This is a genomic window from Pseudomonas sp. GM48, from assembly GCF_000282335.1.
Lineage (GTDB): Bacteria > Pseudomonadota > Gammaproteobacteria > Pseudomonadales > Pseudomonadaceae > Aquipseudomonas.
Genome location: NZ_AKJM01000086.1, coordinates 17,633 through 42,550, shown reverse-complemented (window position 1 = coordinate 42,550; position 24,918 = coordinate 17,633). Strand labels below are relative to the sequence as shown.

Sequence of the window (24,918 nt, the reverse complement as noted above, 5' to 3'; positions counted from 1 at the left end):
GCAGCTGGCCCTTAGGCCGTTGCTGCTGCCATTTGCTTTTTCGGTTGCTGCCAGGATTCGCTGGCGGTCTGGTCCATGGCTTCCTGGATCGCGCGTTTACGGGTGGCTTCGGCACGGCGGCTGAAGTACCAGACCATGAAGGTCACGATCGACACCGCCAGCAGGATGAGGCTGGCCACGGCGTTGATCTCGGGCTTCACGCCCAGACGTACCGCCGAGAACACTTCCATCGGCAGGGTCGTGGACCCAGGGCCCGACACGAAGCTCGCCAGCACCAGGTCATCCAGCGACAGGGCGAACGACATCATGCCGCCGGCCGCCAGTGACGGCGCGATCATCGGGATTGTGATCAGGAAAAATACCTTGAATGGCTTCGCACCCAGGTCCATGGCCGCTTCTTCGATGGACAGGTCCAGCTCGCGAAGGCGGGCGGAGACTACCACCGCCACGTAAGCGGCACAAAACGTGGTGTGAGCGATCCAGATGGTGACGATGCCACGTTCCTGCGGCCAGCCGATCAACTGCGCCATGGCCACGAACAGCAGCAACAGCGACAGACCGGTGATCACTTCAGGCATTACCAGCGGCGCGGTGACCAGGCCACCGAACAGGGTACGGCCCTTGAAACGCGTGATGCGCGTCAGGACGAACGCCGCCAGTGTGCCCAGTGCCACCGCCGCCACCGCCGTGTAGCAGGCGATTTCCAGCGAACGCACCACCGAGCCCATCAGTTGGCTGTTGTCGAGCAGGCCGACATACCACTTGATCGACCAGCCGCCCCACACCGTTACCAGTTTCGAGGCGTTGAACGAGTAGATCACCAGGATCAGCATCGGCAGGTAAATGAACAACAGACCCAGTACCAGCATCAGGCTGGAGAAACGGAAGCGCTTCATTCTTTACCCTCCATTTCCTTGGCCTGACTGCGGTTGAACAGGATGATCGGCACAATCAGGATCGCCAGCATCACCACCGCCAGGGCAGACGCCACCGGCCAGTCACGGTTGTTGAAGAACTCTTGCCAGAGCACTTTACCGATCATCAGGGTTTCCGGACCGCCGAGCAGTTCCGGGATCACGAATTCGCCCACCACCGGGATGAACACCAGCATGCAGCCGGCGATGATGCCGTTTTTCGACAGCGGCACGGTGATTTTCCAGAAGCTGTTGAAGGTGCTCGAACCCAGGTCCGATGCGGCTTCCAGCAGGCTCTGGTCGTGCTTCACCAGGTTGGCGTACAGCGGCAGGATCATGAACGGCAGGTAGGAATAAACCACGCCGATGTAGACCGCCAGGTTGGTGTTGAGGATCTGCAGCGGCTCGTCGATCCAGCCCATGCTCATCAGGAAACCGTTGAGCAGGCCGTTGTTGCTGAGGATGCCCATCCACGCATAAACGCGGATCAGGATCGCGGTCCAGGTCGGCATCATGATCAGCAGCACCAGCACCGTCTGCACTTCCTTGCGGGCAACGGAGATGCCGTAGGCCATCGGGTAGCCGATCAACAGGCAGAGGATGGTGCTGAAAAGCGCCATCTTCAACGAGCCGAGGTAAGCGGCGATGTACAGCTCGTCACCGCCCAGCATCGCGTAGTTGCCCAGGTTAAGCAGCAGTTGCAGCTTCTGCTCGGCGTAGCTGTAGATTTCGGTGTACGGCGGAATGGCCACGTCCGCTTCGGCAAAACTGATCTTCAGGACGATGAAGAACGGCAGCATGAAGAACAGGAACAGCCAGATGAATGGAATTCCGATGACCATCTGACGGCCACCGGGAATTATTCGATTGAGTCGGCGTTTGAGTTTGCGCATGTTCATGAGCGAAGTACCACGCCGCTGTCGTCTTCCCAGTACACGTAGACCTGATCACCCCAGGTCGGCCGCTGCCCACGGCGCTCGGCGTTGGCGACGAAGGACTGCACCAGCTTGCCGCTTGGCAGTTCGACGTAGAACACCGAGTGGCCGCCAAGGTAGGCGATGTCGTGAACCTTGCCGCTCGACCAGTTGTATTCGCAGGTCGGCATTTCGGCGGTGACCAGCAGTTTTTCCGGACGGATCGCGTAGGTGACCGACTTGTCCTGCACCGAGGTGCTGATGCCGTGACCGACGTAGATCTGGCGGTCCAGGTCCTTGCAGGTGATGGTTGCGTGGCCTTCGGCGTCGTCGATCACTTCACCGTCGAAGATGTTCACGTTGCCGATGAATTCGCAGACCAGGCGGCTGGTCGGGGTTTCGTAGATGTCGATCGGGCTGCCGATCTGGGCGATCCAGCCCAGGTGCATGATCGCGATGCGTTCGGCCATGGTCATGGCCTCTTCCTGGTCGTGGGTCACCATGACGCAGGTTACGCCGACGCGCTCGATGATCTCGACCAGCTCCAGCTGCATTTGCGAACGCAGCTTCTTGTCCAGTGCCCCCATCGGTTCGTCGAGCAGCAACAGTTTCGGTCGCTTGGCCAGGGAACGGGCCAGGGCCACACGCTGACGCTGGCCACCGGACAACTGATGCGGCTTGCGCTTGGCGTACTGGCTCATCTGCACCAGCTTGAGCATGTCGGCCACGCGCGCATCGATCTCGGCGGCCGGCAGTTTGTCCTGCTTGAGGCCGAAGGCGATGTTCTGCGCCACGGTCATGTGCGGGAACAGGGCGTAGGACTGGAACATCATGTTGATCGGCCGCTCGTAGGGCGGCATGTCAGTGATGTCTACGCCATCGAGGAAAATGCGCCCCTCCGTGGGCCGTTCGAAACCTGCAAGCATGCGCAGCAATGTGGATTTGCCCGATCCCGAACCGCCGAGCAGGGCGAAAATTTCGCCTTTCTTGATTTCCAGGGACACATCGTCCACGGCAATCGTCTCGTCGAACTTCTTCGTGACCCGGTCGATTTTGACCAGCACCTGCTTAGGTTGCTGGTCGCCCTCGAGGGCTTTCTTATAGGCGCCGGAGGCAACTGCCATTTACGAAACTCCCAAAAAAAGAGTGCAGTTCGCTCAAGGTGAGCCAACCTTGGATAGTTTGAGCCTTGAATCTATTTACCCGACTTGACCTTGGTCCAGCTGCGGGTCATCAAACGTTGAATATTCGGCGGTAACTCGATGGACACGTAGGTCTTGTCGAGAACCTCTTGCGGTGGATAAACCGCTGCGTCGGTGCGAATGGACTGTTCCATCAGTTTGTCCGACCCCGGGTTAGGGTTGGCATAGCCGACGTAATCACTGACCTGGGCAATCACCTCAGGCTTCAGCAAATAGTTGATGAAGGCGTGGGCCTGCTTGACGTTGGCCGAGTCCTTCGGAATCGCCAGCATGTCGAACCACAACGCACCACCTTCCTTGGGAATCGAGTAAGCGATGTTCACGCCTTTCTTCGCTTCAGCCGCGCGGTTGCGGGCCTGGAACATGTCGCCGGAAAAGCCGATCGCGATGCAGATATCGCCGTTGGCCAGGTCCGCGATGTATTTGGAGGAGTGGAAGTAGGTCACGTAAGGCCGGACTGCCAGCAATTTGGCTTCGGCCTTTTTGTAGTCTTCGGGGTTGGTGCTGTTTGCGTTCAGGCCCATGTAGTTGAGGACCGTCGGCATCATTTCATCGGCAGAATCGAGGAACGCCACGCCGCAACTGTTCAGCTTCTTGATGTTCTCCGGTTCGAATACCGCAGCCCAGGAATCGATCTTGTCGACGCCCAGCACAGCCTTGATCTTGTCGACGTTGTAGCCGATGCCGTTGGTGCCCCACAGGTACGGCACGGCATACAGGTTACCCGGATCGTTCTGTTCCAGGCGCTTGAGCAGCACCGGGTCGAGGTTCGAATAGTTCGGCAACTGCGACTTGTCGAGCTTCTGGAACGCCCCGGCCTTGATCTGCTTGCCGAGGAAGTGGTTCGACGGCACGACCACGTCGTAGCCGGTACGCCCGGCGAGCAACTTGCCTTCCAGGGTTTCGTTGGAATCGAAGACGTCATAGACCGGCTTGATACCGGTGTCTTTCTTGAAGTCGGCCAGTGTCGTCTCGCCGATGTAGTCCGACCAGTTATAAATATGCACGGTGCCGGCGGCCTGAACACTGACTGCAAGCGTCAGCCCGGCGCCAACCAGCATGGCATTGCGCAACAAAGAAAAAACAGGCAAGTGGAGGTCCTCTAAAATTAGTTGGGCCCAAGTTGCCCCGCGTTACATGACAACCGTGGTTGCCCGGCAACAAAACCGGCGCGCAACTTACCCTCGAAAAACCGTTCCAGCAAAACTTTTATGCAGACCCTTGTAGGAGCGAGCTTGCTCGCGATGGTCGTCAACGATTACGCGTGGTGCCTGACACCCTGCGGTGTTCCGGCTTTTTTCGCGAGCAAGCTCGCTCCTACAGGGTTTAACTGCTTACTTGCCCGACTTGATCTTGGTCCAGCTGCGGGTCATTTCACGCTGGGTTGCCGCTGGCAGGTCGGCGATGGCATACAACTTGGCCTGTACATCGGCTGGCGGGTAGATGCCTGGATCGCTGGTGATGTCTTTTTCTACCAGGGCTGTTGCAGCGGCGTTACCGTTCGGGAAACGTACGGCGTTGGTGATACTGGCCATGACTTCAGGCTTCTGCAGGAAGGTCATGAACTTGTAGGCGCCCTGAACGTTCTCGGCATCCTTGGGAATCGCGACCATGTCGAAGAAGCTGCCAGCGCCTTCTTTCGGAATGGCGTAGCTGACTTTGACCTTGTCACCCGCCTCTGCGGCACGGGACTTGGCCTGCTGAACGTCACCCGAGTAGCCAACCGCTACGCAGATGTTGCCGTTGGCCAGGTCCGAGATGTACTTGGAGGAGTGGAAGTAGGTGATCGAAGGACGAATCTTGAGGAACAGTTCCTCGGCTTTCTTGATGTCTTCTTTCTTCTGGCTGTCGGTTGGCAGGCCCAGGTAGTGCAGCGCGACCGGGAGCATTTCGGTCGGCGAATCGAGGAAGCTCACACCGCAACCCTTGAGCTTGGCGATGTTTTCCGGCTTGAGCAGCACGTCCCAGGAGTCGATGGTGTCGACGCCCAACGCAGCCTTGACCTTCTCCGGGTTGTAACCGATGCCGATCGAGCCCCACATGTACGGGAAGGCGTGTTTGTTGCCAGGGTCACTGACCGAAACGGCCTTGAGCAGATCCTGGTTCAGGTTTTTCCAGTTAGGCAGCTTGGACTGGTCCAGCTCCTGATATACGCCGGCCTTGATCTGCTTGGCCAGGAAGTTGTTCGACGGCACGACCACGTCGTAGCCGGACTTGCCCGCCAGCAGTTTGGCTTCCAGGGTTTCGTTGCTGTCGAATACGTCGTAAACGACCTTGATCCCCGACTCTTTCTCGAAGTTCGCGATGGTGTCCGGAGCGATGTAGTCGGACCAGTTATAGACGTGCAACACCTTGTCGTCCGCCTGAACCGCACCCGCCATCATGCCCGCGACGGACAGGGCGAGAAGTGTCTTGCCAGCAAGCTTTTTACCTAATGCCTTCATGCGTCATGCTCCAAATTTTTCTTTTTTGAACCACTTTGTTCAGCTGCCGAACCCGGACAACTGGAACTGCGGCTAGTCTGGCAAGATCCGAGGCGGTCTTTCAAGAAAAGACCGGCCTTTGTGACAGCATTGAGCGAGAGCGCCGCAGCTCCCTCGCTCTGAGCCTAGCACTTAGCCCTGCAATGCACTCAGGGTCAGGTCAAGGCACTTGCGAGCCTTGGTCACCAGCTCATCGATTTCCGCCGGTGTGATCACCAGAGGCGGAGCGATGATCATGGTGTCGCCGACTGCGCGCATGATCAGGCCATTATCGAAGCAGAACTGACGGCAGATCATGCCGACGCCCTTGCCCTCGTAACGCTTGCGAGTGGCTTTGTCCTGGACCAGTTCGATGGCCCCCAACAGCCCAACCCCACGAACCTCACCTACCAGCGGGTGATCGTTCAGTTCCCGCAGACGCTTCTGCAAGTACGGTGCCGTTTCTGACTTCACGCGCTCGACAATTTTTTCGTCGCGCAGGATACGGATGTTTTCCAGCCCCACAGCCGCCGCTACCGGGTGCCCGGAATAAGTGAAGCCGTGGTTGAAGTCTCCGCCCTCATTGAGCACGTCCACCACTTCATCACGCACGATCAGGCCGCCCATCGGGATGTAGCCTGACGTCAGGCCCTTGGCGATGGTCATCATGTCGGGCTTGAGGTCGTAGAAATCGGTACCGAACCACTCGCCGGTACGGCCGAAACCGCAAATCACTTCGTCAGCCACGAACAGGATGTCGTACTTGGCGAGGATTTCCTTGATGCGCGGCCAGTAGGTGTCAGGCGGAATGATCACGCCGCCGGCGCCCTGGATCGGCTCGGCAATAAAGGCGCCGACATTGTCGACGCCGACTTCCAGAATCTTTTCTTCCAGTTGGTTGGCCGCCCAGATACCGAATTCTTCCGGGGTCATGTCGCCGCCTTCGGCGAACCAGTACGGCTGGGCAATGTGGACGATGCCCGGAATCGGCAAGTCGCCTTGCTCGTGCATGTAGGTCATGCCACCCAGGCTCGCGCCGGCCACGGTGGAACCGTGATAGCCGTTCTTGCGGCTGATGATGACTTTCTTCTTCGGCTGACCCTTGATCGCCCAGTAGTGACGAACCATGCGCAGCATGGTGTCGTTGCCTTCAGAGCCGGAACCGGTGAAGAACACATGGTTCATGCCTTGCGGTGCGATGTCGGCGATGGCCTTGGCCAGTTCCAGTACCGGCGGGTGTGCGGTCTGGAAGAACAGGTTGTAATAAGGCAGTTCGCGCATCTGTTTGCTGGCGGCATCGGCCAGTTCATCGCGACCATAACCAATCGCGACACACCACAGGCCGGCCATACCGTCGAGGATCTTGTTGCCTTCGCTGTCCCAGAGGTACACGCCCTTGGCGTTGGTGATGATCCGCGGGCCTTTCTCTTTCAGCTGCTTGAAGTCGCTGAACGGAGCCAGGTGGTGATCGTTGCTCAGGGTTTGCCATGCACGGGTTTGCGGATTGTTGCTGGTCATACGAATCTCCTAAAAAATCCAGGTGAGAACGCCGCCCGACAACAGCGGCGCCCGGCGAATCAGACGGCGAATAGCAGGAATTCCCGTTCCCACGAACTGATCACGCGCTTGAAGTTTTCATGCTCGGCTCGCTTGACCGCGACGTAGCCAGTGATGAAATTTTTGCCCAGGTAACGCTCGATGGTCGCGCTGTTTTCCATGCGCTCCAGCGCGTCTTCGATAGTCAGCGGCAGGCGCAGGTTGCGGCGTTCATAGCCACGACCCACCACCGGCGCACTCGGGTTCAGGCCTTCGACCATGCCGATGTATCCGCAGAGCAGGCTCGCGGCAATCGCCAGGTACGGGTTGGCATCGGCGCCCGGCAGGCGGTTTTCCACCCGACGGTTATTTGGCCCGGCATCCGGAACCCGCAGGCCCACGGTGCGGTTCTCTTCGCCCCATTCCACGTTTACCGGTGCCGAGGTGTCCGGCAGGAAGCGGCGGAACGAGTTGACGTTGGGTGCGAACAGCGGCAGCAGCTCGGGGATGAGTTTCTGCAAGCCACCGATGTGGTGCAGGAACAGCTGGCTCATGGTCCCGTCTTCATTGGAGAAGATGTTCCTGCCGGTCTCGATGTCGATGATGCTCTGGTGCAGGTGCATGGCACTGCCCGGTTCGCCGGTCATCGGCTTGGCCATGAAGGTCGCGGCCACGTTGTGCTTGAGCGCGGCTTCGCGCATGGTGCGCTTGAACACCAGGATCTGGTCGGCCAGGGACAGGGCATCGCCGTGACGGAAGTTGATTTCCATCTGCGCCGTGCCGTCTTCGTGAATCAGTGTATCGAGGTCCAGGTCCTGCAGTTCGCACCAGTCGTAGACGTCTTCGAACAGCGGATCGAACTCGTTCGCCGCTTCAATAGAGAACGACTGTCGACCGATTTCCGGGCGACCGGAGCGGCCGACCGGCGGCTGTAACGGGTAGTCCGGGTCGTCGCTGCGTTTGGTCAGGTAAAACTCCATTTCCGGCGCCACGATGGGCTGCCAGCCTTTGTCGGAATAGAGTTTCAGGACTTTCTTGAGCACGTTGCGCGGCGACAGCTCGATCGGGTTGCCTTGCTTGTCGTAGGTATCGTGGATAACGATGGCGGTCGGCTCGATGGCCCAGGGCACCAGATACACCGCGTTCTGGTCGGGGCGGCAGATCATGTCGATGTCGGCCGGGTCGAGCAGTTCGTAATAGATGTCGTCTTCGACGTAATCGCCGGTCACGGTCTGCAACAGAACGCTTTCTGGCAGGCGCATGCCTTTTTCGGCGATGAATTTGTTGGTCGGCGAAATCTTGCCCCGGGTAATCCCGGTCAAGTCGGCGATCATGCATTCGACTTCTGTGATCTTGTGGTTTTTCAACCAATCGGTGAGCTGGTCGAGGTTGTTACTCATAAATGCCTCTAGGCTTGAGTTGTCTGACCCTTTTAAGGTCAGGCGTTGTTTGACGCATCGGCGTCGCGTTGTAGAGCGTTTCTGCGGCAGATTATCGTGTTTGCCGACACGGCCGCAGAGGCCGGGCGTGCAGAATCGCAAGCGGTGCCCTGAACGATGGTCAGGCCGCTATTGTGAATCGGTTCTATATTGAATGGAGTAACCGTAATGGGGGTGCCATCGCGACCGTCCAGAATAACGGACGGGGACGGGCTAACCGTCAGGGACGGAAGGATCACCGGAGCCGCTGAAGCCACGGAGCGGAAGGGCGTGTCACCACTGATGTGATAAACATGCCGACCGACCTGTCTTGAGCAGTCGATGACGCCGATTATCGGCAGGCGAGACATGAAGCACCCCGGTATTATTGCTGTTATGGGTTTGATTCGAGCTTAGCCTTGTTCATTTTTTTACACAACACCCCCGTAAAAAATACAACACGGCCCGCTCAAGCCCGCGGCCGCCACCACGTCCAGCGGAGTAAAAACGCCCTAAAGTGCCTCAAAAAAGCCACGCTAGTGCTTTTTTAGGGCAAAAAAGGCCTCGCTTGACTTCGGCATGCCGTTCGGGTTGACTGAAACCAGAAAAGATCAATGATTGATATTTTTAACAACAAAGGTGTTGCATCATGTCGGTACCCCCGCGTGCCGTTCAGCTTAACGAAGCGAACGCGTTCCTTAAGGAACATCCTGAGGTTCTGTACGTTGACCTTCTGATTGCGGATATGAATGGTGTGGTGCGCGGCAAGCGCATCGAACGCACCAGCCTCCACAAGGTTTACGAGAAAGGCATCAACCTGCCGGCCTCTCTATTTGCTCTGGATATCAACGGCTCCACGGTGGAAAGCACCGGTCTGGGCCTGGACATCGGCGACGCCGATCGAATCTGCTATCCAATCCCCGATACCCTGTGCAACGAGCCATGGCAGAAGCGCCCGACCGCGCAACTGTTGATGACCATGCACGAACTCGAAGGTGACCCGTTCTTCGCCGACCCGCGCGAAGTGCTGCGACAAGTCGTGGCCAAGTTCGATGAGATGGGCCTGACCATCTGCGCCGCGTTCGAACTGGAGTTCTACCTGATCGACCAGGAGAACGTGAACGGTCGCCCGCAACCGCCTCGTTCGCCAGTGTCCGGCAAGCGTCCGATGTCGACCCAGGTGTACCTGATCGACGACCTCGACGAATATGTCGACTGCCTGCAAGACATCCTCGAAGGCGCGAAGGAGCAGGGCATCCCGGCTGACGCCATCGTCAAGGAAAGTGCCCCGGCACAATTCGAAGTCAACCTGCACCATGTGAAAGACGCGATCAAGGCCTGCGATTACGCGGTTCTGCTCAAGCGCCTGATCAAGAACATCGCCTATGACCATGAGATGGACACCACCTTCATGGCCAAGCCGTACCCGGGCCAGGCAGGTAATGGTCTGCACGTGCACATTTCGATTCTCGACAAGGAAGGCAACAACATCTTCGCCAGCGAGGATCCCGAGCAGAACGCCGCGCTGCGACACGCGATCGGCGGTGTGCTCGAGACCCTGCCTGCGCAGATGGCGTTCCTCTGCCCGAACGTCAACTCCTACCGTCGTTTCGGCGCACAGTTCTACGTGCCGAACTCGCCGAGCTGGGGCCTGGACAACCGTACCGTGGCCGTTCGCGTACCGACCGGTGCTCCAGACTCCGTACGTATCGAACACCGCGTGGCCGGTGCCGATGCCAACCCGTACCTGCTGATGGCGTCGGTGCTGGCCGGTATTCACCACGGCCTGACCAACAAGGTCGAGCCAGGCGATCCGGTGGAAGGCAACAGCTACGAGCAGAACGAGCAGAGCCTGCCGAACAACTTGCGCGATGCACTGCGCGAGCTGGACGACAGCGAAGTCATGGCCAAGTACATCGATCCGAAATACATCGATATCTTCGTGGCCTGTAAAGAGAGTGAGCTGGAGGAGTTCGAACACTCCATCTCCGACCTCGAGTACAACTGGTACCTGCATACCGTGTAAGCGGTTGCAGTAAAAAAACGCCGCCGGCTGTAAAAGCCTGCGGCGTTTTTTTATGGGTAATTTCAGTTGGACCGGGTCGCCTGCTTCGCGAGCAAGCCCGCTCCCACAGGGATCTTCTGCGAACACAGCATCTACGTTGAACACAAATCCAGTGTGGGAGCGGGCTTGCTCGCGAAGGCGTCCGGGCAGACAACACACAACCCGACTCGTACAATGCCCGCTGCCCCGCAGGAGACTCCAATGACACGCGTAGCCACTCCCCGCAAACCCCGCGCACGCAGCCAGGCCCGGATCGATTCGATACTCGATGCGGCCCGTACGCTGCTGGCTGCCGAGGGTGTGGCCAGCCTGTCGATCTACAGCGTCGCCGAGCGCGCGGAAATTCCGCCCTCATCGGTCTACCATTTCTTCGCCAGTGTCCCGGCCCTGCTCGAAGCCCTGACCGCCGACGTCCACGCCGCGTTCCGCGCCTGCCTGCAAGCAGCCATCGACCATGACGCCCTGAGCGGCTGGCGCGATTTGTCGCGACTGGTGGAACAACGCATGCTCGACATCTACGCAGAGGACGCCGCCGCCCGCCAACTCATTCTGGCCCAGCACGGCCTGACCGAAGTCACCCAGGCCGACCGCCAGCACGACATCGAGCTGGGCGACCTGATGCACAAACTCTTCGACCACCATTTCGAGCTGCCGAAGCTGCCGGGGGACGTCGATGTGTTTGCTTTGGCCATGGAGCTGGGCGACCGGGTGTATGCGCGTTCGGTGCAGCAGCATGGGCAGATTACGCCGCGCATGGCTGAGGAAGGGATGCGGGTGTTTGATGCATATCTGGGGCTGTATTTACCGCCGTATCTGCCCAAGCGCAGTATTCCAGCCTGACGACCCCTTCGCGAGCAAGCCCGCTCCCACAGGGGGAACGCATTTCAAATGTGGGAGCGGGCTTGCTCGCGAAGGCCACGGCACCGTTCTCACTGAATCACACGCACAAAAAACCCCGAAGGGCTCAAACCCTTCGGGGTTGTCGTTTACGCGCACGATTACAATTTGGCGATCGACACCTCGGTGGATTTCACAAACGCGATCACTTCACTGCCGACCGCCAGTTCCAGCTCTTTCACCGAACGCGTGGTGATCACCGAAGTGACGATGCCGGAAGCGGTCTGCACGTCGATTTCCGACAGTACGTCGCCGAGGACGATTTCCTTGATGGAGCCTTTGAACTGGTTGCGAACGTTGATGGCCTTGATAGTCATAGTGTTGATTCCTGTCGTTGGGTAAGACTTGCGTTATTGAGCCCAGCGCAATTGCGTGGGCAAGGGTGAAACAGGTTCCGGTTCCGGCGGCTGGCCGGGTAGCGCCAGTACGCGATTGAGCACTTCGGTTTCCAGCGCCGCCAGCCGATGGGAGCCGCGCACCCGAGGGCGCGGCAGTTCCACGTGCAGGTCGAGGCCGACTTCACCGTCTTCGATCAGAATCACCCGATCGGCAATTGCCACCGCTTCGCTGACGTCGTGGGTCACCAGCAACACTGTGAAGTCGTGCTGCTGCCAGAGCCGTTCGATCAACTGCTGCATTTCAATTCGGGTCAGGGCATCCAGCGCGCCCAAGGGTTCGTCGAGCAACAGCAGGCGCGGCTGATGAATCAACGCACGGGCCAACGCCACGCGTTGCTTCTGTCCACCGGACAGCGCGGCCGGCCACTCGTTGGCGCGGTCGGCCAGGCCAACCGCCTCCAAAGCCTGCAAGGCTTGCGGCCGCCAGTTGCCCTTGAGGCCCAGGCCGACGTTGTCGATGATCTTTTTCCATGGCAGCAAACGCGCTTCCTGGAACATCAGCCGTGTGTCTTCCCGCGCCTCGCTCAGTGGCGCGGCACCGGCGAGCAGCTCACCGCCAGTGGGTTGGTCGAGACCGGCGAGCAATCGCAGCAAAGTACTTTTGCCGCAACCGCTGCGACCGACCACGGCGACAAATTGCCCCGCCGGAATGTGCAGGTCGATCTCGCGCAGTACCTGCCGTGAGCCAAAGGTTTTTTGCAGCTTGCGCACCGCCAGCGGAATCCCGCGCAGCAGGCGTGGAGGTTGCTCCGCAATCATGCCGCACCTCCCTTGGCAACCTGATACGCCGGGTGCCAGCGCAGCCACACACGCTCAAGTCCACGGGCCGCGAGGTCGGCCAGTTTGCCGAGCACCGCGTACAACAGAATTGCCAACACCACCACGTCGGTCTGCAAGAACTCCCGGGCATTCATCGCCAGATAACCGATACCGGAACTGGCGGAGATGGTTTCCGCGACGATCAACGTCAGCCACATAAAACCCAGGGCGAAACGCACGCCGACCAGAATCGAAGGCAGTGCACCCGGCAGAATCACCTGCCAGAACAGACCGAAACCGGACAAGCCATAACTGCGTGACATCTCCACCAGCGCCGGGTCGACGTTGCGGATGCCGTGGTAGGTGTTGAGATAAATCGGGAACAATGTGCCCAGCGCCACCAGGAAAATCTTCGCCGACTCATCGATACCGAACCACAGGATGACCAGTGGAATCAGCGCCAGGTGTGGCACGTTGCGGATCATCTGCACCGAACTGTCGAGCAAGCGTTCGCCCCATTTCGACAGACCGGTGATAAAACCCAGGGTCAGACCGATGCCGCCACCGATGGTGAAACCCAGCGCGGCACGCCAGCCACTGATGGCCAGGTGGGTCCAGATTTCGCCGCTGCGCACCAGGCTCACGCCGGCCTCGATCACGGCAATCGGTGCCGGCAGGATCCGCGTCGACAACCAGCCCGCCGACACACTCAACTGCCACACCGCCAGCAACAACACCGGCAACGCCCAGGGCGCCAGGCTGTGGATGATTTTCTTCATGAGCGCGCCTCAGCTCTGGGACGCGGCTTTGGGCAGAATGTCGTTGGCGACCATCTCGCCGAACGGGCTGACGTAACCGGCACTTTTCGGCAGTTCAGGACGCTCGACATCGAGGTGCGGGAACAGCAATTCGGCGACGCGATACGACTCCTCCAGGTGTGGATAACCGGAGAAGATAAACGTGTCGATGCCCAGGTCCGCGTACTCCTTCACGCGGGCGGCCACGGTCGGACCATCGCCCACCAGTGCTGTACCGGCACCACCGCGGACCAGACCGACACCGGCCCACAGGTTCGGGCTGACTTCCAGGTTGTCGCGGCTGCCGCCATGCAATGCGGCCATGCGTTGCTGACCGACCGAATCGAAACGCGCCAGCGAAGCCTGGGCACGAGCGATAGTCTCGTTGTCGAGATGAGAGATCAGCCGATCCGCGGCTTTCCACGCCTCATCGTTGGTTTCGCGCACGATCACGTGCAGGCGAATGCCGAAGCGCACGGTGCGTCCGAGCCTGGCGGCTTTGGCACGGACCTGTTCGATTTTTTCCGCGACGGCGGCCGGTGGTTCGCCCCAGGTCAGGACCATTTCCACCTGTTCGGCGGCCAGATCCTGTGCGGCTTCCGAGGAACCACCGAAGTACAGCGGCGGACGCGGCTGCTGGATCGGCGGATAGAGCAGTTTCGCGCCCTTCACGCTGATGTGCTGGCCGTCGTAATCGACGGTTTCACCTTCCAGTACGCGGCGCCAGATGCGGGTGAATTCCACCGAGGCCTGATAACGCTCTTCGTGGCTGAGGAACAGGCCATCACCGGCCAACTCTTCCGGATCACCACCGGTTACCAGATTGAACAACGCCCGTCCGCCGGACAGTCGATCCAGGGTCGCAGCCTGCCGCGCCGCTACCGTCGGGGAAATGATCCCGGGGCGCAGGGCGACAAGGAATTTCAAGCGCTGGGTCACCGGAATCAGCGATGCCGCCACCAGCCATGAGTCTTCGCAGGAACGCCCGGTCGGAATCAGCACCCCGCCAAAACCCAGGCGGTCAGCGGCTTGCGCGACTTGTTGCAGGTAACCGTGATCGACGGCGCGTGCGCCTTCGGCGGTGCCAAGGTAATGGCCGTCGCCGTGGGTAGGCAGGAACCAAAAAATATTGAGGCTCATGGAGTGGTCTCCTTGGGGAATCGAATTATTGGGCTTTCGCAACGGCGGCCGGCGGCGTCCAGATCACGTCTTTGATGCTCAACGGCTTGGGAATCAGCTTGAGTTGGTAGAAGCTGTCGGCGATTTTCTGCTGTGCCGCGACCACTTCCGGGGTGAGGAGCAGCGCGCCGTAGCCCTGGCGTTTCACCGCGGTCAGGGTGATATCAGCCGGCAGGCCGAGCAGTGGCGACACCTGTTCAGTCACTTCCTGGGGATTGGCCCTGGACCACTCGCCGACTGCGCGCACTTCTTCCACCAGGGTCTTGATCACCTCGGGATTCTTTTGCGCGTAAGGTTTGGTCGCCAGGTAGAACTGGTGGTTGTCGACGATGCCCTGGCCATCGCGCAGGGTGCGCGCTTGCAGTTGCTGTTCGGCGGCAGCCTGGTAGGGGTCCCAGATCACCCAGGCATCGACGCTGCCTCGCTCGAACGCGGCGCGGGCATCGGCCGGCGGCAGGAAGACGGTCTGGATGTCGGTGTATTTGAGGCCGGCGTCTTCCAGTGCACGCACCAGCAGGTAGTGCACGTTGGAGCCCTTGTTGAGCACGACTTTCTTGCCCTTGAGCTCGGCTACCGATTTGATCGGCGAGTCCTTCGGCAGCAGGATCGCTTCGCTGTGGGGCGCAGGCGGTTCGTAAGCGACGTAGAGCAGATCGGCGCCGGCCGCTTGGGCGAACACTGGCGGTGTTTCGCCGGTAACGCCGAAGTCGATGGAGCCGACGTTCAAGCCTTCAAGCAGTTGCGGGCCGCCGGGGAACTCAGTCCATTGCACGTCCACGCCTTGGGCGGCGAGGCGTTTTTCCAGGGTGCCTTTGGCTTTGAGCAGCACCAAAGTGCCGTACTTTTGATAGCCGATGCGTAATGTCTCGGCCTGAGCTTGAGTAATGGCGCCGAAGGTGACAGCCGCAGCAAACAGAGCGACCAGACCACGACGCAAAATGACAGGGCGCATGGCGCTCTCCTTTTTGCAGTTGGGTTTTGGCTGCACCTGCTTGCCCGTTGGCGGGCGAGTAAGGCCAGTACTTCAATTTTTCGGTGAGGCTTAAATGCTCCAGCGAGCACTCAGCAAACGATCATTCAACAGGGTCGGATCGAGCGGCTTGGGCCGTCGCGCCATGGCGCTGAAAAACAGCTCCAGCGATTCATTCAGCCGTTGCTCCAGCTCCGGCGCCAACTGTGCCAGGGCGCTGCCTTCGCCGTAAGCGATCTGACTGTCGACGGCGAAAATCCCTTGCAGCATTTCCTGGGCTTTCAATGCCGACAGTACCGGTTTGAGCGCGTAATCCACCGCCAGCATGTGGGCGATGCTGCCGCCAGTGGCCATCGGCAGAACCACCTTGTGGCTCAAGGCGCGTTCGGGCAGCAGATCCAGAACGACTTTCAGCGCTCCGGAAAACGATGCCTTGTAAACCGGTGTGGCGATCAGCAGGCCATCGGCGTTTTCAATCTGTTGCAGCAGGTCGATCACCTTGGGGCTGTCGAAGCGTGCGTGCAGCAAGTCCTCGGCCGGGAAGTCCCGCACCTGATAACTCACCACTTCCACGCCCTGTCCTTGTAACCAACGCTGGGAGCGGTCCAGCAGCACCCCGGAACGAGAGCGCTGACTGGGACTGCCACCGAGTGAGACAACCAACATTCAAACGATTCCTTGCACGGTGTTGGCGATTCGCGGTTTGCGATCTCGCTTCGATGGAGTGACCTTAACAGTTGATTTATATATCCATAAATCATATTTATTCATTTGGTTATTCGTTAAAGAAATATACAAGCAGACTTCTTCCGGGCAAAAAAACAGGCCGTCGAAACGGCCTGAAATCCCCTGCTTTGTGGATGCCTTTAACTGTGAAAGCTGTGGTGTCTGATCTGGCGCCTTCGCGAGCAAGCCCGCTCCCACAAGGGGGTACGCGATCAACTGTGGGAGCGGGCTTGCTCGCGAAGGCGGCATCAGCCACACCGCAAATATTGATGACTCACCGATTCGGCTGCGGCGTCAGGCGCAAATACGGTTTAACCGCCCGATAGCCCTTGGGAAAGCGCTGTTTGATTTCATCCTCATCCTTGAGCGACGGCACGATCACCACCTCATCACCGTCCTGCCAGTTGGCCGGTGTGGCCACCTTGTAGTTGTCGGTGAGTTGCAGCGAGTCGATCACTCGCAGGATTTCGTGGAAGTTGCGGCCGGTGCTCGCCGGGTAGGTAATCGTCAGCCGGACCTTTTTGTTCGGATCAATCACGAACAGCGAGCGCACGGTCAGGGTGTCGTTGGCGTTGGGATGGATCAGGTCGTAGAGGTCCGAGACTTTGCGGTCGGCGTCATCCAGGATCGGGAAGTTGACCACGGTGCCCTGGGTTTCGTTGATGTCCTCGATCCACTTGTGGTGCGACTCCACCGGGTCCACCGACAACGCGATGGCCTTGACTCCACGCTGGGCGAACTCATCCTTGAGCCTGGCGGTGAAGCCCAATTCAGTAGTGCATACCGGCGTGAAATCCGCCGGATGGGAAAACAGCACACCCCAGCTATCGCCCAGCCACTGATGGAAACGGATGCTGCCGGCGCTGGAGTTCTGTTCGAAATCGGGGGCGATATCGCCAAGTCTGAGACCCATGGTGCTGCTCCTTGTGAGTGCTTGATGGGTTCAACTGTGCCTGTGTTTTTTATCTATTAAAAAGAATAAATATCAATTTATTTAGATCATTAAGAAATATTAAAGATCTGTTCACTGGACGTGCACGCACAACCCGCCGAACATCGGCCACGAGGTTCGAGAAGGCCTTGAGTTGCTGCAAAGAGGGAACTTCAGGACGGGATTACGGGGGTGAACCCGTCCTGGAAATGCAAAAGCCCCGCCCGGTGCGATACCGGGCGGGGCTTTTTTGTCTCGGTTACGCGAGCGCTATTACAACAGCGGGATCGAGTAGCTGAGGATCAGGCGGTTTTCGTCCTGCGAACGGGTGTTCGGCAGGTCGGTGCGCCAGGTAGCGTTTTTCCACGTCAGACCCAGGTTTTTCAGCGGACCTTCCTGAACGACGTAAGCCACGCTCAGATCGCGCTCCCACTCGGAAGCACCATTGGCCGCTTGGCCACCCTTGGCGTTAACGGTATCGATATTATCGCCGTGCAGGTACACCAGACCCGCGGTCAGGCCAGGTACGCCGACTTTGGCGAAGTCGAACGCGTAGCGTGCTTGCCAGGTTTTCTCGCCGGCACGGCCGAACTTCTGGATTTGCGAATCGGTGATGGTGTAGTTCGACGAACCGTCACCCTGGTTCAGCCAAGGGAAGTCACTGCTGCCGTTGCTGACCTGGTAACCGCCACCGAAGGTATGACCGGCAACCGAATACAGGAACAGGCCGCTGTACAGGTTGTTGTCGACCTTGCCTTTACCGTTTGGCGCGTTGTAGTTGCCGGTGGTGAAGAACAGAGGGTCGTGACCGTTGGCACCATCATCAGAGCTGTTGAAATAACGGAAATCCGACTTCAACACGCCCGGGCCGATTGCCCAGTTGTGCACCAGACCCAGGAAGTGTTGCTTGTAGAACTCTTCCAGGTTGCCGTAGTAGTACTGGGCCGTCAGGTCCTTGGTGATTTTGTAGTCACCACCGGCGTAGATGAATTTGTTGCTGTCGCGGAACTTGGTGCCGCGAGTGTTCGCGCCCGAAATCGACATCTGCTCGTTGTTGCTGGAGTTACGGCCTTTAACGGCTTCGATCTGACCACCGACCAGCGACAGGTCCTTGATCTCGGCGGAAGTGATCTGGCCACCCTGCCAGGTTTGCGGCAGCAGGCGGCCGTCGTTGGTCACAATCACCGGGTTTTTCGGCTGCAGGGTGCCCAGCTTCAGTTCGGTCTGGGAAACCTTGGCCTTGGCAGTCAGGCCCAGGCTGGAGAAATTATCAACCGCCTCGCCGTTGGATTTGCTCGGGAAAACCGTGCCGCCGTAAGAGGTCGCCGTGGCGCCGTTGGTGCCGCCGCCCGAATCCAGCTTGACGCCCAGCAGACCGATGGCATCGATACCGAAGCCGACGGTGCCTTGGGTGTACCCGGAGATGAAACGCAGATCGAAGCCCTGGCCCCATTCTTCGTTTTTGTTGGCACCGGCACCGTCACGGTTGTCGGTATTGATGTAGAAGTTGCGCAGCCCCAATGTTGCCTTGCTGTCTTCGATAAAACCCGCGGCGCTTGCCTGCTGGGTCAAAACCCCTACGGCCACAGCGATGGCCAAGGTGGACTTGTTCATGTTTCGCTCCTCTCGTTTCTAATTCTTGTGTTCCTGGTCCTGGATCTAATGCCCGGGATCCTAAACGCATAAATTCGCGGCAAACCGTCTGAGCCGGTCGTTTGGCGGGCCGCAGGATACATGGCCTTAAAGCCAAAAAGAATTCTTTAGTATTTTTTAATATCGACTTGGAATATGACTTCCCACGACAGATCCGAGGTATCGGCGGCAAGGCCAATTCCTGAACCTGATCAATTGTCGAGGGACGAAATTGCCAAATCCGAGCTCAGGGAAGAGTGTCGGACAGGCGCACTTTAAGCGGGATGGTTAAAAACTAAAAAGAATAAAAAAGAAATAGCATCTTTGTTTATGGAATATAAAACTCGACACGAAAAAAACCCCGCCAACCGACGGGGCTTTTTCTGACGGCTATTACATGAAGCTATAGGTGTAGTTGAAGATCAGACGGGTCTGGTCTTGGTCAAGGGTGCTGGTGTTACCACGGTAGGTACCGTGACGCAGCGTCGTGCCAAACCCTTTCAGTGCGCCCGTTTGAATCACGTAATCAATACGCGCGTCGGTCTCGTGCTCAGTCTGGTCTTTGCTAACACCGTCCACAGCCTTGATGTCTTGACCATGCAAGTAAGCCAGCGAAGCTTTCAAGCCTGGCACGCCCAGGGAGGCGAAGTCATAGGAGTACTGACCGAACGTGGTGTTTTCACCGGCACGGATAAAGCTGCCAACTGTGGCGTCGGTAAACGAGTAGAAGCTCGCGCCGCCGGCACCTTCAGGATTACCGTTGCTATCGACAAGGTTGCCTTGGTTCAGGAAAACGAAGCCGCCGTCATCGCTGACACGCTGATGCCCGAGCAGGAACGCGTTGCCACCCAGGGTATAGGTGAACATGGCGCTCCAGGTCTTGTTATCGACCACGCCCTTTTCTTTGGCAAAGCCATTGTTGTTGTTGAACTGGAAGCCAGGGTCGCCGTTCTTGCCGTCGGAGCTGCTATCGAAATAACGGATATCGGTCTTGAACGACTGATTGGCCGCGATCGGGTAGACGTGCACCAGACCGAGGAAGTTCTGCTTGTAGAAGTCTTCCAGGTTCGCATAGTAGTACTGCAGCAAGAGGTCTTTGGTGACCTTCCAGTCAGCACCGCCGTAGAGGAATTTGTTGCTGTCCTGAGTAGCGCCAGCCACAGACAGGCCAGTGGAGTTCGAGGAGGCGCGCCCCGACGCGTGCTCCAGCTGACCAAAGTTGAAGGTCACGTTGTCGATTTCTTTGGAGGTGATGGTGCCACCTTCAAAGGTCTGCGGCAGCAGACGGCTGTCGTTCGCGATCAGGATCGGCAGGTTCGGTGCCAGAGCGCCACCCAGGTGGGCTTCAGTCTTCGAGAAGCGCGCCTTGACGTTGCCATCCAGACGGCTCCACTCGTCGGCCGCCTCATTGCCATCGCTAGGGAAGAATGAGTTGCTGTTACCGGTCGGGTGATGCCCCTTGCCGCCATCCAGGTGGATCCCGACGAGTGCCTGAGCATCGATACCGAAGCCGACTGTACCTTGGGTAAAACCGGACAGGTAGTCGAACTTCAGACCCTCAGCGGTTTCGCGCTGACGGTTGGCAGGAGTGCTCGCACCTTCACGCATATCGGCGTCGTAATACATGGTGCGAGAGCTGATGGATGCCTTGCTGTCTTCCAGGAAACCTGCGGCGCTTGCCTGCTGCGCCAAAACCCCAACGGTCACGGCCAAAGCCAAGGTGGACTTGTTCATTGTGAAGCTCCTCTCGATTCTAATTCTTGTGTTCCTGGTCTCGAGTCGACGCCCGAAATCCTAAGATGCGCGATTAGCGCCAGAGCGTGACCCATAAGTCAATCGTAACCATATGTGTCTACGACCATAGTCTAACCCCCGGTTTTTTGGTCCCTGCAGGGTCATGAATTCGTCATGAACCTGAAAAGAATTACCCGATTCTTTTCTAATACCGTTTAGGAATTTAGCTCCCAGTTCCCCAACTACCCCAGAATAGAGGGTTTTTCTTACAAGCTAATTCCTAATCGGTATTTGTTTTTGCTTTTTTAGATCGATTAGTTTCTGACGCAATTCGGAAACAAATCCTTTACCGAAAGGCAGCCCCATGACGACTAAACGCGCACTATCCGGATCAATTGTTACAGTTTGTGTATCGTTCGTATTTTCTTTCACCGCTCATGCAGCGAACCTCACCGTCGGTTATCAAACCGGAATCGACCCCAGCAAAGTCCCTCAGGCCGATGGCCTTTATGAAAAAACCATCGGCCAGCCCATCGACTGGCGACGCTTCAACAGCGGTCCGGAAGTGGTCACGGCGATTGCTTCCGGCGATGTGCAAATCGGCAATCTCGGCTCCAGTCCGCTGGCCGCTGCCGCCTCGCGCAACCTGCCAATTGTCGCGTTCATCGTTTCGGCCCAGATCAATGCCGCCGAAGCGCTGGTGGTGCGCAACGGCAGCGGCATCGAAAAACCGCAAGATCTGATCGGAAAGACCATCGCCACGCCATTCGTTTCAACCTCCCACTACAGCCTGCTTGGCGCGTTGAAGCACTGGGGCCTGGACAGTTCAAAAGTCAAAGTGGTGAACCTGCAGCCAGCGGAAATCGCGGCCGCCTGGAAACGTGGTGATATTGATGGCGCGTTTGTCTGGTCGCCTGCCTTGGGGGAGATCCGCAAGAGCGGCAAGACCTTGACCGATGCCGCGCAGGTGGGCCAATGGGGGGCGCCGACCTTTGAGGTCTGGGTGGCGCGCAAGGATTACGCCGAAAAACATCCGGAGGTCGTGGCAAAGTTTGCCAGGGTCACCCTGGATTCATTCGCCGACTATGCCGCTCATAAAGACCAATGGACCGCCGATTCGCTGCCCGTGCAGAAAATCGCCAAACTGACCGGCGCCAACGCCGCGGATGTACCGGAGCTATTGGCCGGTTCCGCATTCCCGGATGCCAGGGCGCAACAGGGCACCGCGCTGCTGGATGGCGGCACGGCCAAGGCCATTGGCAAGACGGCGAAATTCTTGAAGGAACAAGGGAAGGTCGAGACGGTGCTGCCGGACTACTCGCCGTATGTCAGCGCGAGGTTTGTCACCGAGTAATCCACTGAAAACCTGTGGCGAGGGGGCTTGCCCCCGTTGGGCTACGGAGCAGCCCCAAAACCTGCCTGACCGAGTCGCATGGTTTTGCGGCCGCTTCGCGACCGAACGGGGGCAAGCCCCCTCGCCACAAGGAAGCACGCTGCGACAACATCACAGGGCTTTTTCGAAGATCTTCGAATTACGCTGATAGTTGTACAGCGACGCCCGCGCCGACGGCAGTCGGTCGACGCTGCTGGGTTCGAAGCCACGTTCGCGGAACCAGTGCGCGGTGCGGGTGGTGAGGACGAACAAGGTTTTCAACCCCTGGGCCCGTGCGCGGGTTTCAATACGCTCCAGCAGCTCATCACCGCGACCGCCATGGCGGTACTCCGGATTCACCGCCAGACATGCCAGTTCACCCGCATCCGAATCGGCGATCTGATACAGCGCCGCGCAGGCGATGATCATGCCTTCGCGCTCAACCACACTGAACTGCTCGATTTCGCGTTCCAGCACCTCGCGGGAACGGCGCACCAGGATGCCTTGCTCTTCCAGCGGACTGATCAAGTCCAGCAAACCACCGACGTCTTCAATGGCCGCTTCGCGCACCACTTCGAATTGCTCCTGGGCCACCAGCGTACCGCCACCGTCGCGGGTGAACAGTTCGGTCAACAGTGCGCCGTCTTCGGCGTAGCTGACGATATGGCTGCGGGCCACGCCGCCGCGGCAAGCTTCGGCCGCGGCATCCAGCAATTCTGCCTGATAGTTGCTGCCCAACCGTTGCAGATGTGCCGGCACCTGCTGCGGACGCAGTTCGCGCACCAGGCGCCCGTGTTCATCGATCAGGCCCAGGTCGGCACCGAACAGCAGCAGCTTGTCCGCACCCAGGTCGATGGCCGCACGAGTGGCGACGTCTTCGCAGGCCAGGTTGAAAATCTCCCCGGTCGGCGAGTAGCCAAGCGGCGACAGCAGCACGATGGAGCGCTCGTCCAGCAGACGGTTGATACCCTTGCGATCGACCCGGCGCACTTCGCCGGTGTGGTGATAGTCGACGCCTTCGAGCACGCCGATCGGCCGCGCCGTCACCAGGTTGCCGCTGGCCACCCGCAGGCGTGAGCCCTGCATCGGCGACGAGGCCATGTCCATCGACAGGCGAGCCTCGATGGCAATGCGCAACTGGCCGACCGCGTCGATCACGCACTCCAGGGTCGCGGCATCGGTGATACGCATGCCGTGGTGGTAATGCGGGGTCAGGCCACGGGCCGCGAGGCGCGTTTCGATTTGCGGCCGGGAACCGTGAACCAGCACCAGACGCACGCCCAGGCTGTGCAACAGCACCAGGTCGTGGACGATATTGCCGAAGTTCGGGTGTTCAACGCCGTCGCCGGGCAGCATGACGACAAAGGTGCAATCGCGGTGGGCGTTGATGTAAGGCGAAGCGTGACGAAGCCAATTGACGTATTCGGGCATGAACCTGGGCCTGTAATAAATAGCAGCCGAAAAAAGGGCGAAACTGAAAACGCACAGCGGGCTGATGGTTATCGTCGGAACAGGCTTGGCGACACGCGCGCTCTCCTCATGAATACGGGTTTGAATACCGGCAATTTATACGGCTTGTCAGGCAAATCACAGCCCCTGTAGGAGCGAGCTTGCTCGCGATGGACTTCAACGATTACGCGACTTTCTGAATGGACGCGTGGCCCTTGCGTTCATCGCGAGCAAGCTCGCTCCTACAGGGCCGCGGTTTGGGTCGTGGTCAGGCAATAGTGTTCGATCAGTTGCCTTAATAGATGCACCGTAGGCTGCAAACGTGACATTTCGAGGTATTCCCCCGGCTGGTGGGCGCAGGCGATATCACCCGGGCCAAGTACCAGCGTTTCACAGCCAAGGCGCTGAAGATAAGGCGCTTCGGTGCCGAACGCCACTGCTTCGGCGCTATGGCCGGTAAGCTTTTCGGCGAGCCGCACCAGCTCCGCATCCTCGGCCTGCTCGAAGGGCGGCACTTCCGGGAACAGCGGCGCATAGTCGATCTTGACCTGATGCCGTTCGGCAATCGGGTTGAGCTTCTGCAGGATCTCGGCACGCAAGGCCTTGGGGTCCATGCCGGGCAACGGCCGCAAATCGAATTCCAGCGAACACTGGCCGCAGATGCGGTTGGGGTTGTCGCCGCCATGGATGCAGCCGAAATTCATCGTCGGGGTCGGCACACCAAACTGTGGATTGCGAAATTCGCGCTGCCACAACAAGCGCAGGCCGCGCAGTTCACCGATGGCATCGTGCATCGCTTCCAGGGCGCTGTGGCCCAGGCGCGGGTCGGAGGAGTGACCGCTCTGACCGAGGATGTCGATGCGCTCCATCATGATGCCTTTGTGCATGCGGATCGGCTTGAGCCCGGTCGGCTCGCCGATCACCGCCGCGCGTCCCAACGGCCGTCCCGCTTCGGCCAGCGCGCGGGCGCCGGACATCGAGCTTTCTTCGTCACATGTGGCGAGAATCAGCAATGGCTGTTTGAACGGTTGATCGAGCAGCGGTTTGACCGCTTCGATGGCCAGGGCGAAAAAGCCCTTCATGTCGCAACTGCCCAGGCCGACCCAACGACCGTCGACTTCGGTCAGTTTCAGCGGATCGGTCTGCCACAACGCACCGTCGAACGGCACGGTGTCGCTGTGCCCGGCGAGCACCAGGCCACCGGGGCCGGAACCGAAACTGGCCAGCAGGTTGAACTTGCCGGGGCTGACTTGCTGGATCTCGCAGGTAAAACCCAGCTCACCGAGCCACGTCGCCAGCAGGTCGATCACCGGGCCGTTGGTTTGATCGAGACTGGGCTGGGTACAACTGACGGACGGTGTAGCGATCAGCGCAGCGAATTGTTCTTTCATCGATGGCAATGGCATCGCTGACTCCCGGCTCCCGAATTGAAGTCCATCATAGAACCAACCGGTGACAGGAATAAACCGTTGCGGCGCGGACTAACCTTGAGTCCTGTACACTGCACGACCTTGGCAGCCACACATTCCCCCGGCTGCGCTCCCGATCCTGGATTTTCCGGCC

21 protein-coding genes are annotated in these 24,918 nt (G+C 58.9%); 3 read left to right on the top strand and 18 right to left on the bottom strand.

Going from position 1 to position 24,918, the window contains the following annotated elements:
• Nucleotides 1-11: 11 nt before the first annotated feature.
• From PMI28_RS12640 to PMI28_RS12670, 7 genes are all read right to left on the bottom strand, one after another.
• Entirely contained in the window at nucleotides 12-896 is an 885-nt protein-coding gene (locus PMI28_RS12640) for an ABC transporter permease subunit (protein WP_007987688.1), read from the bottom strand.
• A complete protein-coding gene (locus tag PMI28_RS12645; RefSeq protein ID WP_238539257.1) occupies nucleotides 893-1,774 on the bottom strand; it encodes an ABC transporter permease subunit in 882 nt (293 codons plus the stop codon). Before PMI28_RS12645 ends, PMI28_RS12640 begins: the two co-directional genes overlap by 4 nt.
• A 35-nt stretch (nucleotides 1,775-1,809) precedes the next feature.
• The gene (locus PMI28_RS12650) at nucleotides 1,810-2,952 is read right to left on the bottom strand and encodes an ABC transporter ATP-binding protein (RefSeq protein ID WP_007987684.1); all 1,143 of its coding nucleotides are present in this window, start codon (nucleotides 2,950-2,952) and stop codon (nucleotides 1,810-1,812) included.
• 71 nt (nucleotides 2,953-3,023) lie between these two features.
• Nucleotides 3,024-4,121, bottom strand: coding sequence for a polyamine ABC transporter substrate-binding protein (locus PMI28_RS12655; RefSeq protein WP_007987682.1), 1,098 nt, complete (start codon nucleotides 4,119-4,121; stop codon nucleotides 3,024-3,026).
• Nucleotides 4,122-4,364: 243 nt separating this feature from the next.
• Entirely contained in the window at nucleotides 4,365-5,474 is a 1,110-nt protein-coding gene (locus PMI28_RS12660; protein ID WP_007987680.1) for a polyamine ABC transporter substrate-binding protein, read from the bottom strand.
• A gap of 171 nt (nucleotides 5,475-5,645) precedes the next feature.
• The gene (locus PMI28_RS12665; RefSeq protein WP_007987678.1) at nucleotides 5,646-7,010 is read right to left on the bottom strand and encodes an aspartate aminotransferase family protein; all 1,365 of its coding nucleotides are present in this window, start codon (nucleotides 7,008-7,010) and stop codon (nucleotides 5,646-5,648) included.
• Between the two features lie 59 nt (nucleotides 7,011-7,069).
• Entirely contained in the window at nucleotides 7,070-8,428 is a 1,359-nt protein-coding gene (locus tag PMI28_RS12670; protein WP_007987676.1) for a glutamine synthetase family protein, read from the bottom strand.
• 667 nt (nucleotides 8,429-9,095) lie between these two features.
• Between PMI28_RS12670 and PMI28_RS12675 the strand changes: the two genes are divergently transcribed.
• Both PMI28_RS12675 and PMI28_RS12680 read left to right on the top strand, forming a co-directional pair.
• The gene (locus tag PMI28_RS12675) at nucleotides 9,096-10,472 is read left to right on the top strand and encodes a glutamine synthetase family protein (RefSeq protein WP_007987674.1); all 1,377 of its coding nucleotides are present in this window, start codon (nucleotides 9,096-9,098) and stop codon (nucleotides 10,470-10,472) included.
• 240 nt (nucleotides 10,473-10,712) lie between these two features.
• A complete protein-coding gene (locus PMI28_RS12680; RefSeq protein ID WP_007987672.1) occupies nucleotides 10,713-11,351 on the top strand; it encodes a TetR/AcrR family transcriptional regulator in 639 nt (212 codons plus the stop codon).
• Nucleotides 11,352-11,509: 158 nt separating this feature from the next.
• On the opposite strand, the gene PMI28_RS12685 is transcribed toward PMI28_RS12680, so the two are convergent.
• The 9 genes from PMI28_RS12685 to PMI28_RS12725 all read right to left on the bottom strand — a co-directional run bounded on the left by PMI28_RS12685 (nucleotide 11,510) and on the right by PMI28_RS12725 (nucleotide 20,534).
• Nucleotides 11,510-11,725, bottom strand: a complete 216-nt coding sequence (locus PMI28_RS12685; RefSeq protein ID WP_007967989.1) for a TOBE domain-containing protein — start codon at nucleotides 11,723-11,725, stop codon at nucleotides 11,510-11,512.
• 33 nt (nucleotides 11,726-11,758) lie between these two features.
• Entirely contained in the window at nucleotides 11,759-12,565 is an 807-nt protein-coding gene (ssuB, locus tag PMI28_RS12690; RefSeq protein WP_007987670.1) for an aliphatic sulfonates ABC transporter ATP-binding protein, read from the bottom strand.
• On the bottom strand, nucleotides 12,562-13,344 hold the full coding sequence (ssuC, locus tag PMI28_RS12695; RefSeq protein ID WP_007987668.1) for an aliphatic sulfonate ABC transporter permease SsuC: 783 nt from the start codon (nucleotides 13,342-13,344) through the stop codon (nucleotides 12,562-12,564). The genes ssuB and ssuC overlap by 4 nt, the downstream gene beginning before the upstream one ends.
• Nucleotides 13,345-13,353: 9 nt before the next feature.
• A complete protein-coding gene (gene ssuD, locus PMI28_RS12700; RefSeq protein ID WP_007987666.1) occupies nucleotides 13,354-14,502 on the bottom strand; it encodes an FMNH2-dependent alkanesulfonate monooxygenase in 1,149 nt (382 codons plus the stop codon).
• A 25-nt stretch (nucleotides 14,503-14,527) separates the two neighbouring features.
• Nucleotides 14,528-15,493 (bottom strand): sulfonate ABC transporter substrate-binding protein, encoded by a 966-nt coding sequence (locus PMI28_RS12705; protein WP_007987664.1) that lies wholly within the window; start codon nucleotides 15,491-15,493, stop codon nucleotides 14,528-14,530.
• 90 nt (nucleotides 15,494-15,583) lie between these two features.
• Nucleotides 15,584-16,177 carry an NADPH-dependent FMN reductase gene (ssuE, locus tag PMI28_RS12710; RefSeq protein WP_007987663.1) on the bottom strand — a complete coding sequence of 198 codons (594 nt, stop codon included), beginning with the start codon at nucleotides 16,175-16,177 and terminating at the stop codon, nucleotides 15,584-15,586.
• 334 nt (nucleotides 16,178-16,511) lie between these two features.
• Nucleotides 16,512-17,150 carry a peroxiredoxin gene (locus PMI28_RS12715; RefSeq protein WP_007987661.1) on the bottom strand — a complete coding sequence of 213 codons (639 nt, stop codon included), beginning with the start codon at nucleotides 17,148-17,150 and terminating at the stop codon, nucleotides 16,512-16,514.
• Nucleotides 17,151-17,441: 291 nt separating this feature from the next.
• A complete protein-coding gene (locus PMI28_RS12720) occupies nucleotides 17,442-18,782 on the bottom strand; it encodes an OprD family porin (RefSeq protein ID WP_007987659.1) in 1,341 nt (446 codons plus the stop codon).
• A 411-nt stretch (nucleotides 18,783-19,193) separates the two neighbouring features.
• A complete protein-coding gene (locus PMI28_RS12725; RefSeq protein WP_007987658.1) occupies nucleotides 19,194-20,534 on the bottom strand; it encodes an OprD family outer membrane porin in 1,341 nt (446 codons plus the stop codon).
• Between the two features lie 364 nt (nucleotides 20,535-20,898).
• On the opposite strand from PMI28_RS12725, the gene tauA reads away from it, so the two are divergent.
• Nucleotides 20,899-21,888 carry a taurine ABC transporter substrate-binding protein gene (gene tauA / locus PMI28_RS12730; protein WP_007987656.1) on the top strand — a complete coding sequence of 330 codons (990 nt, stop codon included), beginning with the start codon at nucleotides 20,899-20,901 and terminating at the stop codon, nucleotides 21,886-21,888.
• Between the two features lie 150 nt (nucleotides 21,889-22,038).
• Here the strand turns inward: tauA and argA are convergent, their stop codons facing one another.
• Both argA and argE read right to left on the bottom strand, forming a co-directional pair.
• A complete protein-coding gene (argA, locus tag PMI28_RS12735) occupies nucleotides 22,039-23,337 on the bottom strand; it encodes an amino-acid N-acetyltransferase (protein ID WP_007987654.1) in 1,299 nt (432 codons plus the stop codon).
• 260 nt (nucleotides 23,338-23,597) lie between these two features.
• Complete coding sequence (gene argE, locus PMI28_RS12740) at nucleotides 23,598-24,761, bottom strand: acetylornithine deacetylase (RefSeq protein ID WP_007987652.1); 1,164 nt, start codon at nucleotides 24,759-24,761, stop codon at nucleotides 23,598-23,600.
• Nucleotides 24,762-24,918 lie beyond the last annotated feature (157 nt).

What these genes read in the sequence shown, in the direction of transcription:
- PMI28_RS12640 (WP_007987688.1), bottom strand. Translation starts at nt 896, where the DNA reads ATGAAGCGCTTCCGTTTCTCCAGCCTGATGCTGGTACTGGGTCTGTTG.
- PMI28_RS12650 (WP_007987684.1), bottom strand. Translation starts at nt 2,952, where the DNA reads ATGGCAGTTGCCTCCGGCGCCTATAAGAAAGCCCTCGAGGGCGACCAG.
- PMI28_RS12660 (WP_007987680.1), bottom strand. Translation starts at nt 5,474, where the DNA reads ATGAAGGCATTAGGTAAAAAGCTTGCTGGCAAGACACTTCTCGCCCTG.
- PMI28_RS12665 (WP_007987678.1), bottom strand. Translation starts at nt 7,010, where the DNA reads ATGACCAGCAACAATCCGCAAACCCGTGCATGGCAAACCCTGAGCAAC.
- PMI28_RS12670 (WP_007987676.1), bottom strand. Translation starts at nt 8,428, where the DNA reads ATGAGTAACAACCTCGACCAGCTCACCGATTGGTTGAAAAACCACAAG.
- PMI28_RS12675 (WP_007987674.1), top strand. Translation starts at nt 9,096, where the DNA reads ATGTCGGTACCCCCGCGTGCCGTTCAGCTTAACGAAGCGAACGCGTTC.
- PMI28_RS12680 (WP_007987672.1), top strand. Translation starts at nt 10,713, where the DNA reads ATGACACGCGTAGCCACTCCCCGCAAACCCCGCGCACGCAGCCAGGCC.
- PMI28_RS12685 (WP_007967989.1), bottom strand. Translation starts at nt 11,725, where the DNA reads ATGACTATCAAGGCCATCAACGTTCGCAACCAGTTCAAAGGCTCCATC.
- ssuB (WP_007987670.1), bottom strand. Translation starts at nt 12,565, where the DNA reads ATGATTGCGGAGCAACCTCCACGCCTGCTGCGCGGGATTCCGCTGGCG.
- ssuC (WP_007987668.1), bottom strand. Translation starts at nt 13,344, where the DNA reads ATGAAGAAAATCATCCACAGCCTGGCGCCCTGGGCGTTGCCGGTGTTG.
- ssuD (WP_007987666.1), bottom strand. Translation starts at nt 14,502, where the DNA reads ATGAGCCTCAATATTTTTTGGTTCCTGCCTACCCACGGCGACGGCCAT.
- PMI28_RS12705 (WP_007987664.1), bottom strand. Translation starts at nt 15,493, where the DNA reads ATGCGCCCTGTCATTTTGCGTCGTGGTCTGGTCGCTCTGTTTGCTGCG.
- ssuE (WP_007987663.1), bottom strand. Translation starts at nt 16,177, where the DNA reads ATGTTGGTTGTCTCACTCGGTGGCAGTCCCAGTCAGCGCTCTCGTTCC.
- PMI28_RS12715 (WP_007987661.1), bottom strand. Translation starts at nt 17,150, where the DNA reads ATGGGTCTCAGACTTGGCGATATCGCCCCCGATTTCGAACAGAACTCC.
- PMI28_RS12720 (WP_007987659.1), bottom strand. Translation starts at nt 18,782, where the DNA reads ATGAACAAGTCCACCTTGGCCATCGCTGTGGCCGTAGGGGTTTTGACC.
- PMI28_RS12725 (WP_007987658.1), bottom strand. Translation starts at nt 20,534, where the DNA reads ATGAACAAGTCCACCTTGGCTTTGGCCGTGACCGTTGGGGTTTTGGCG.
- tauA (WP_007987656.1), top strand. Translation starts at nt 20,899, where the DNA reads ATGACGACTAAACGCGCACTATCCGGATCAATTGTTACAGTTTGTGTA.
- argA (WP_007987654.1), bottom strand. Translation starts at nt 23,337, where the DNA reads ATGCCCGAATACGTCAATTGGCTTCGTCACGCTTCGCCTTACATCAAC.
- argE (WP_007987652.1), bottom strand. Translation starts at nt 24,761, where the DNA reads ATGCCATTGCCATCGATGAAAGAACAATTCGCTGCGCTGATCGCTACA.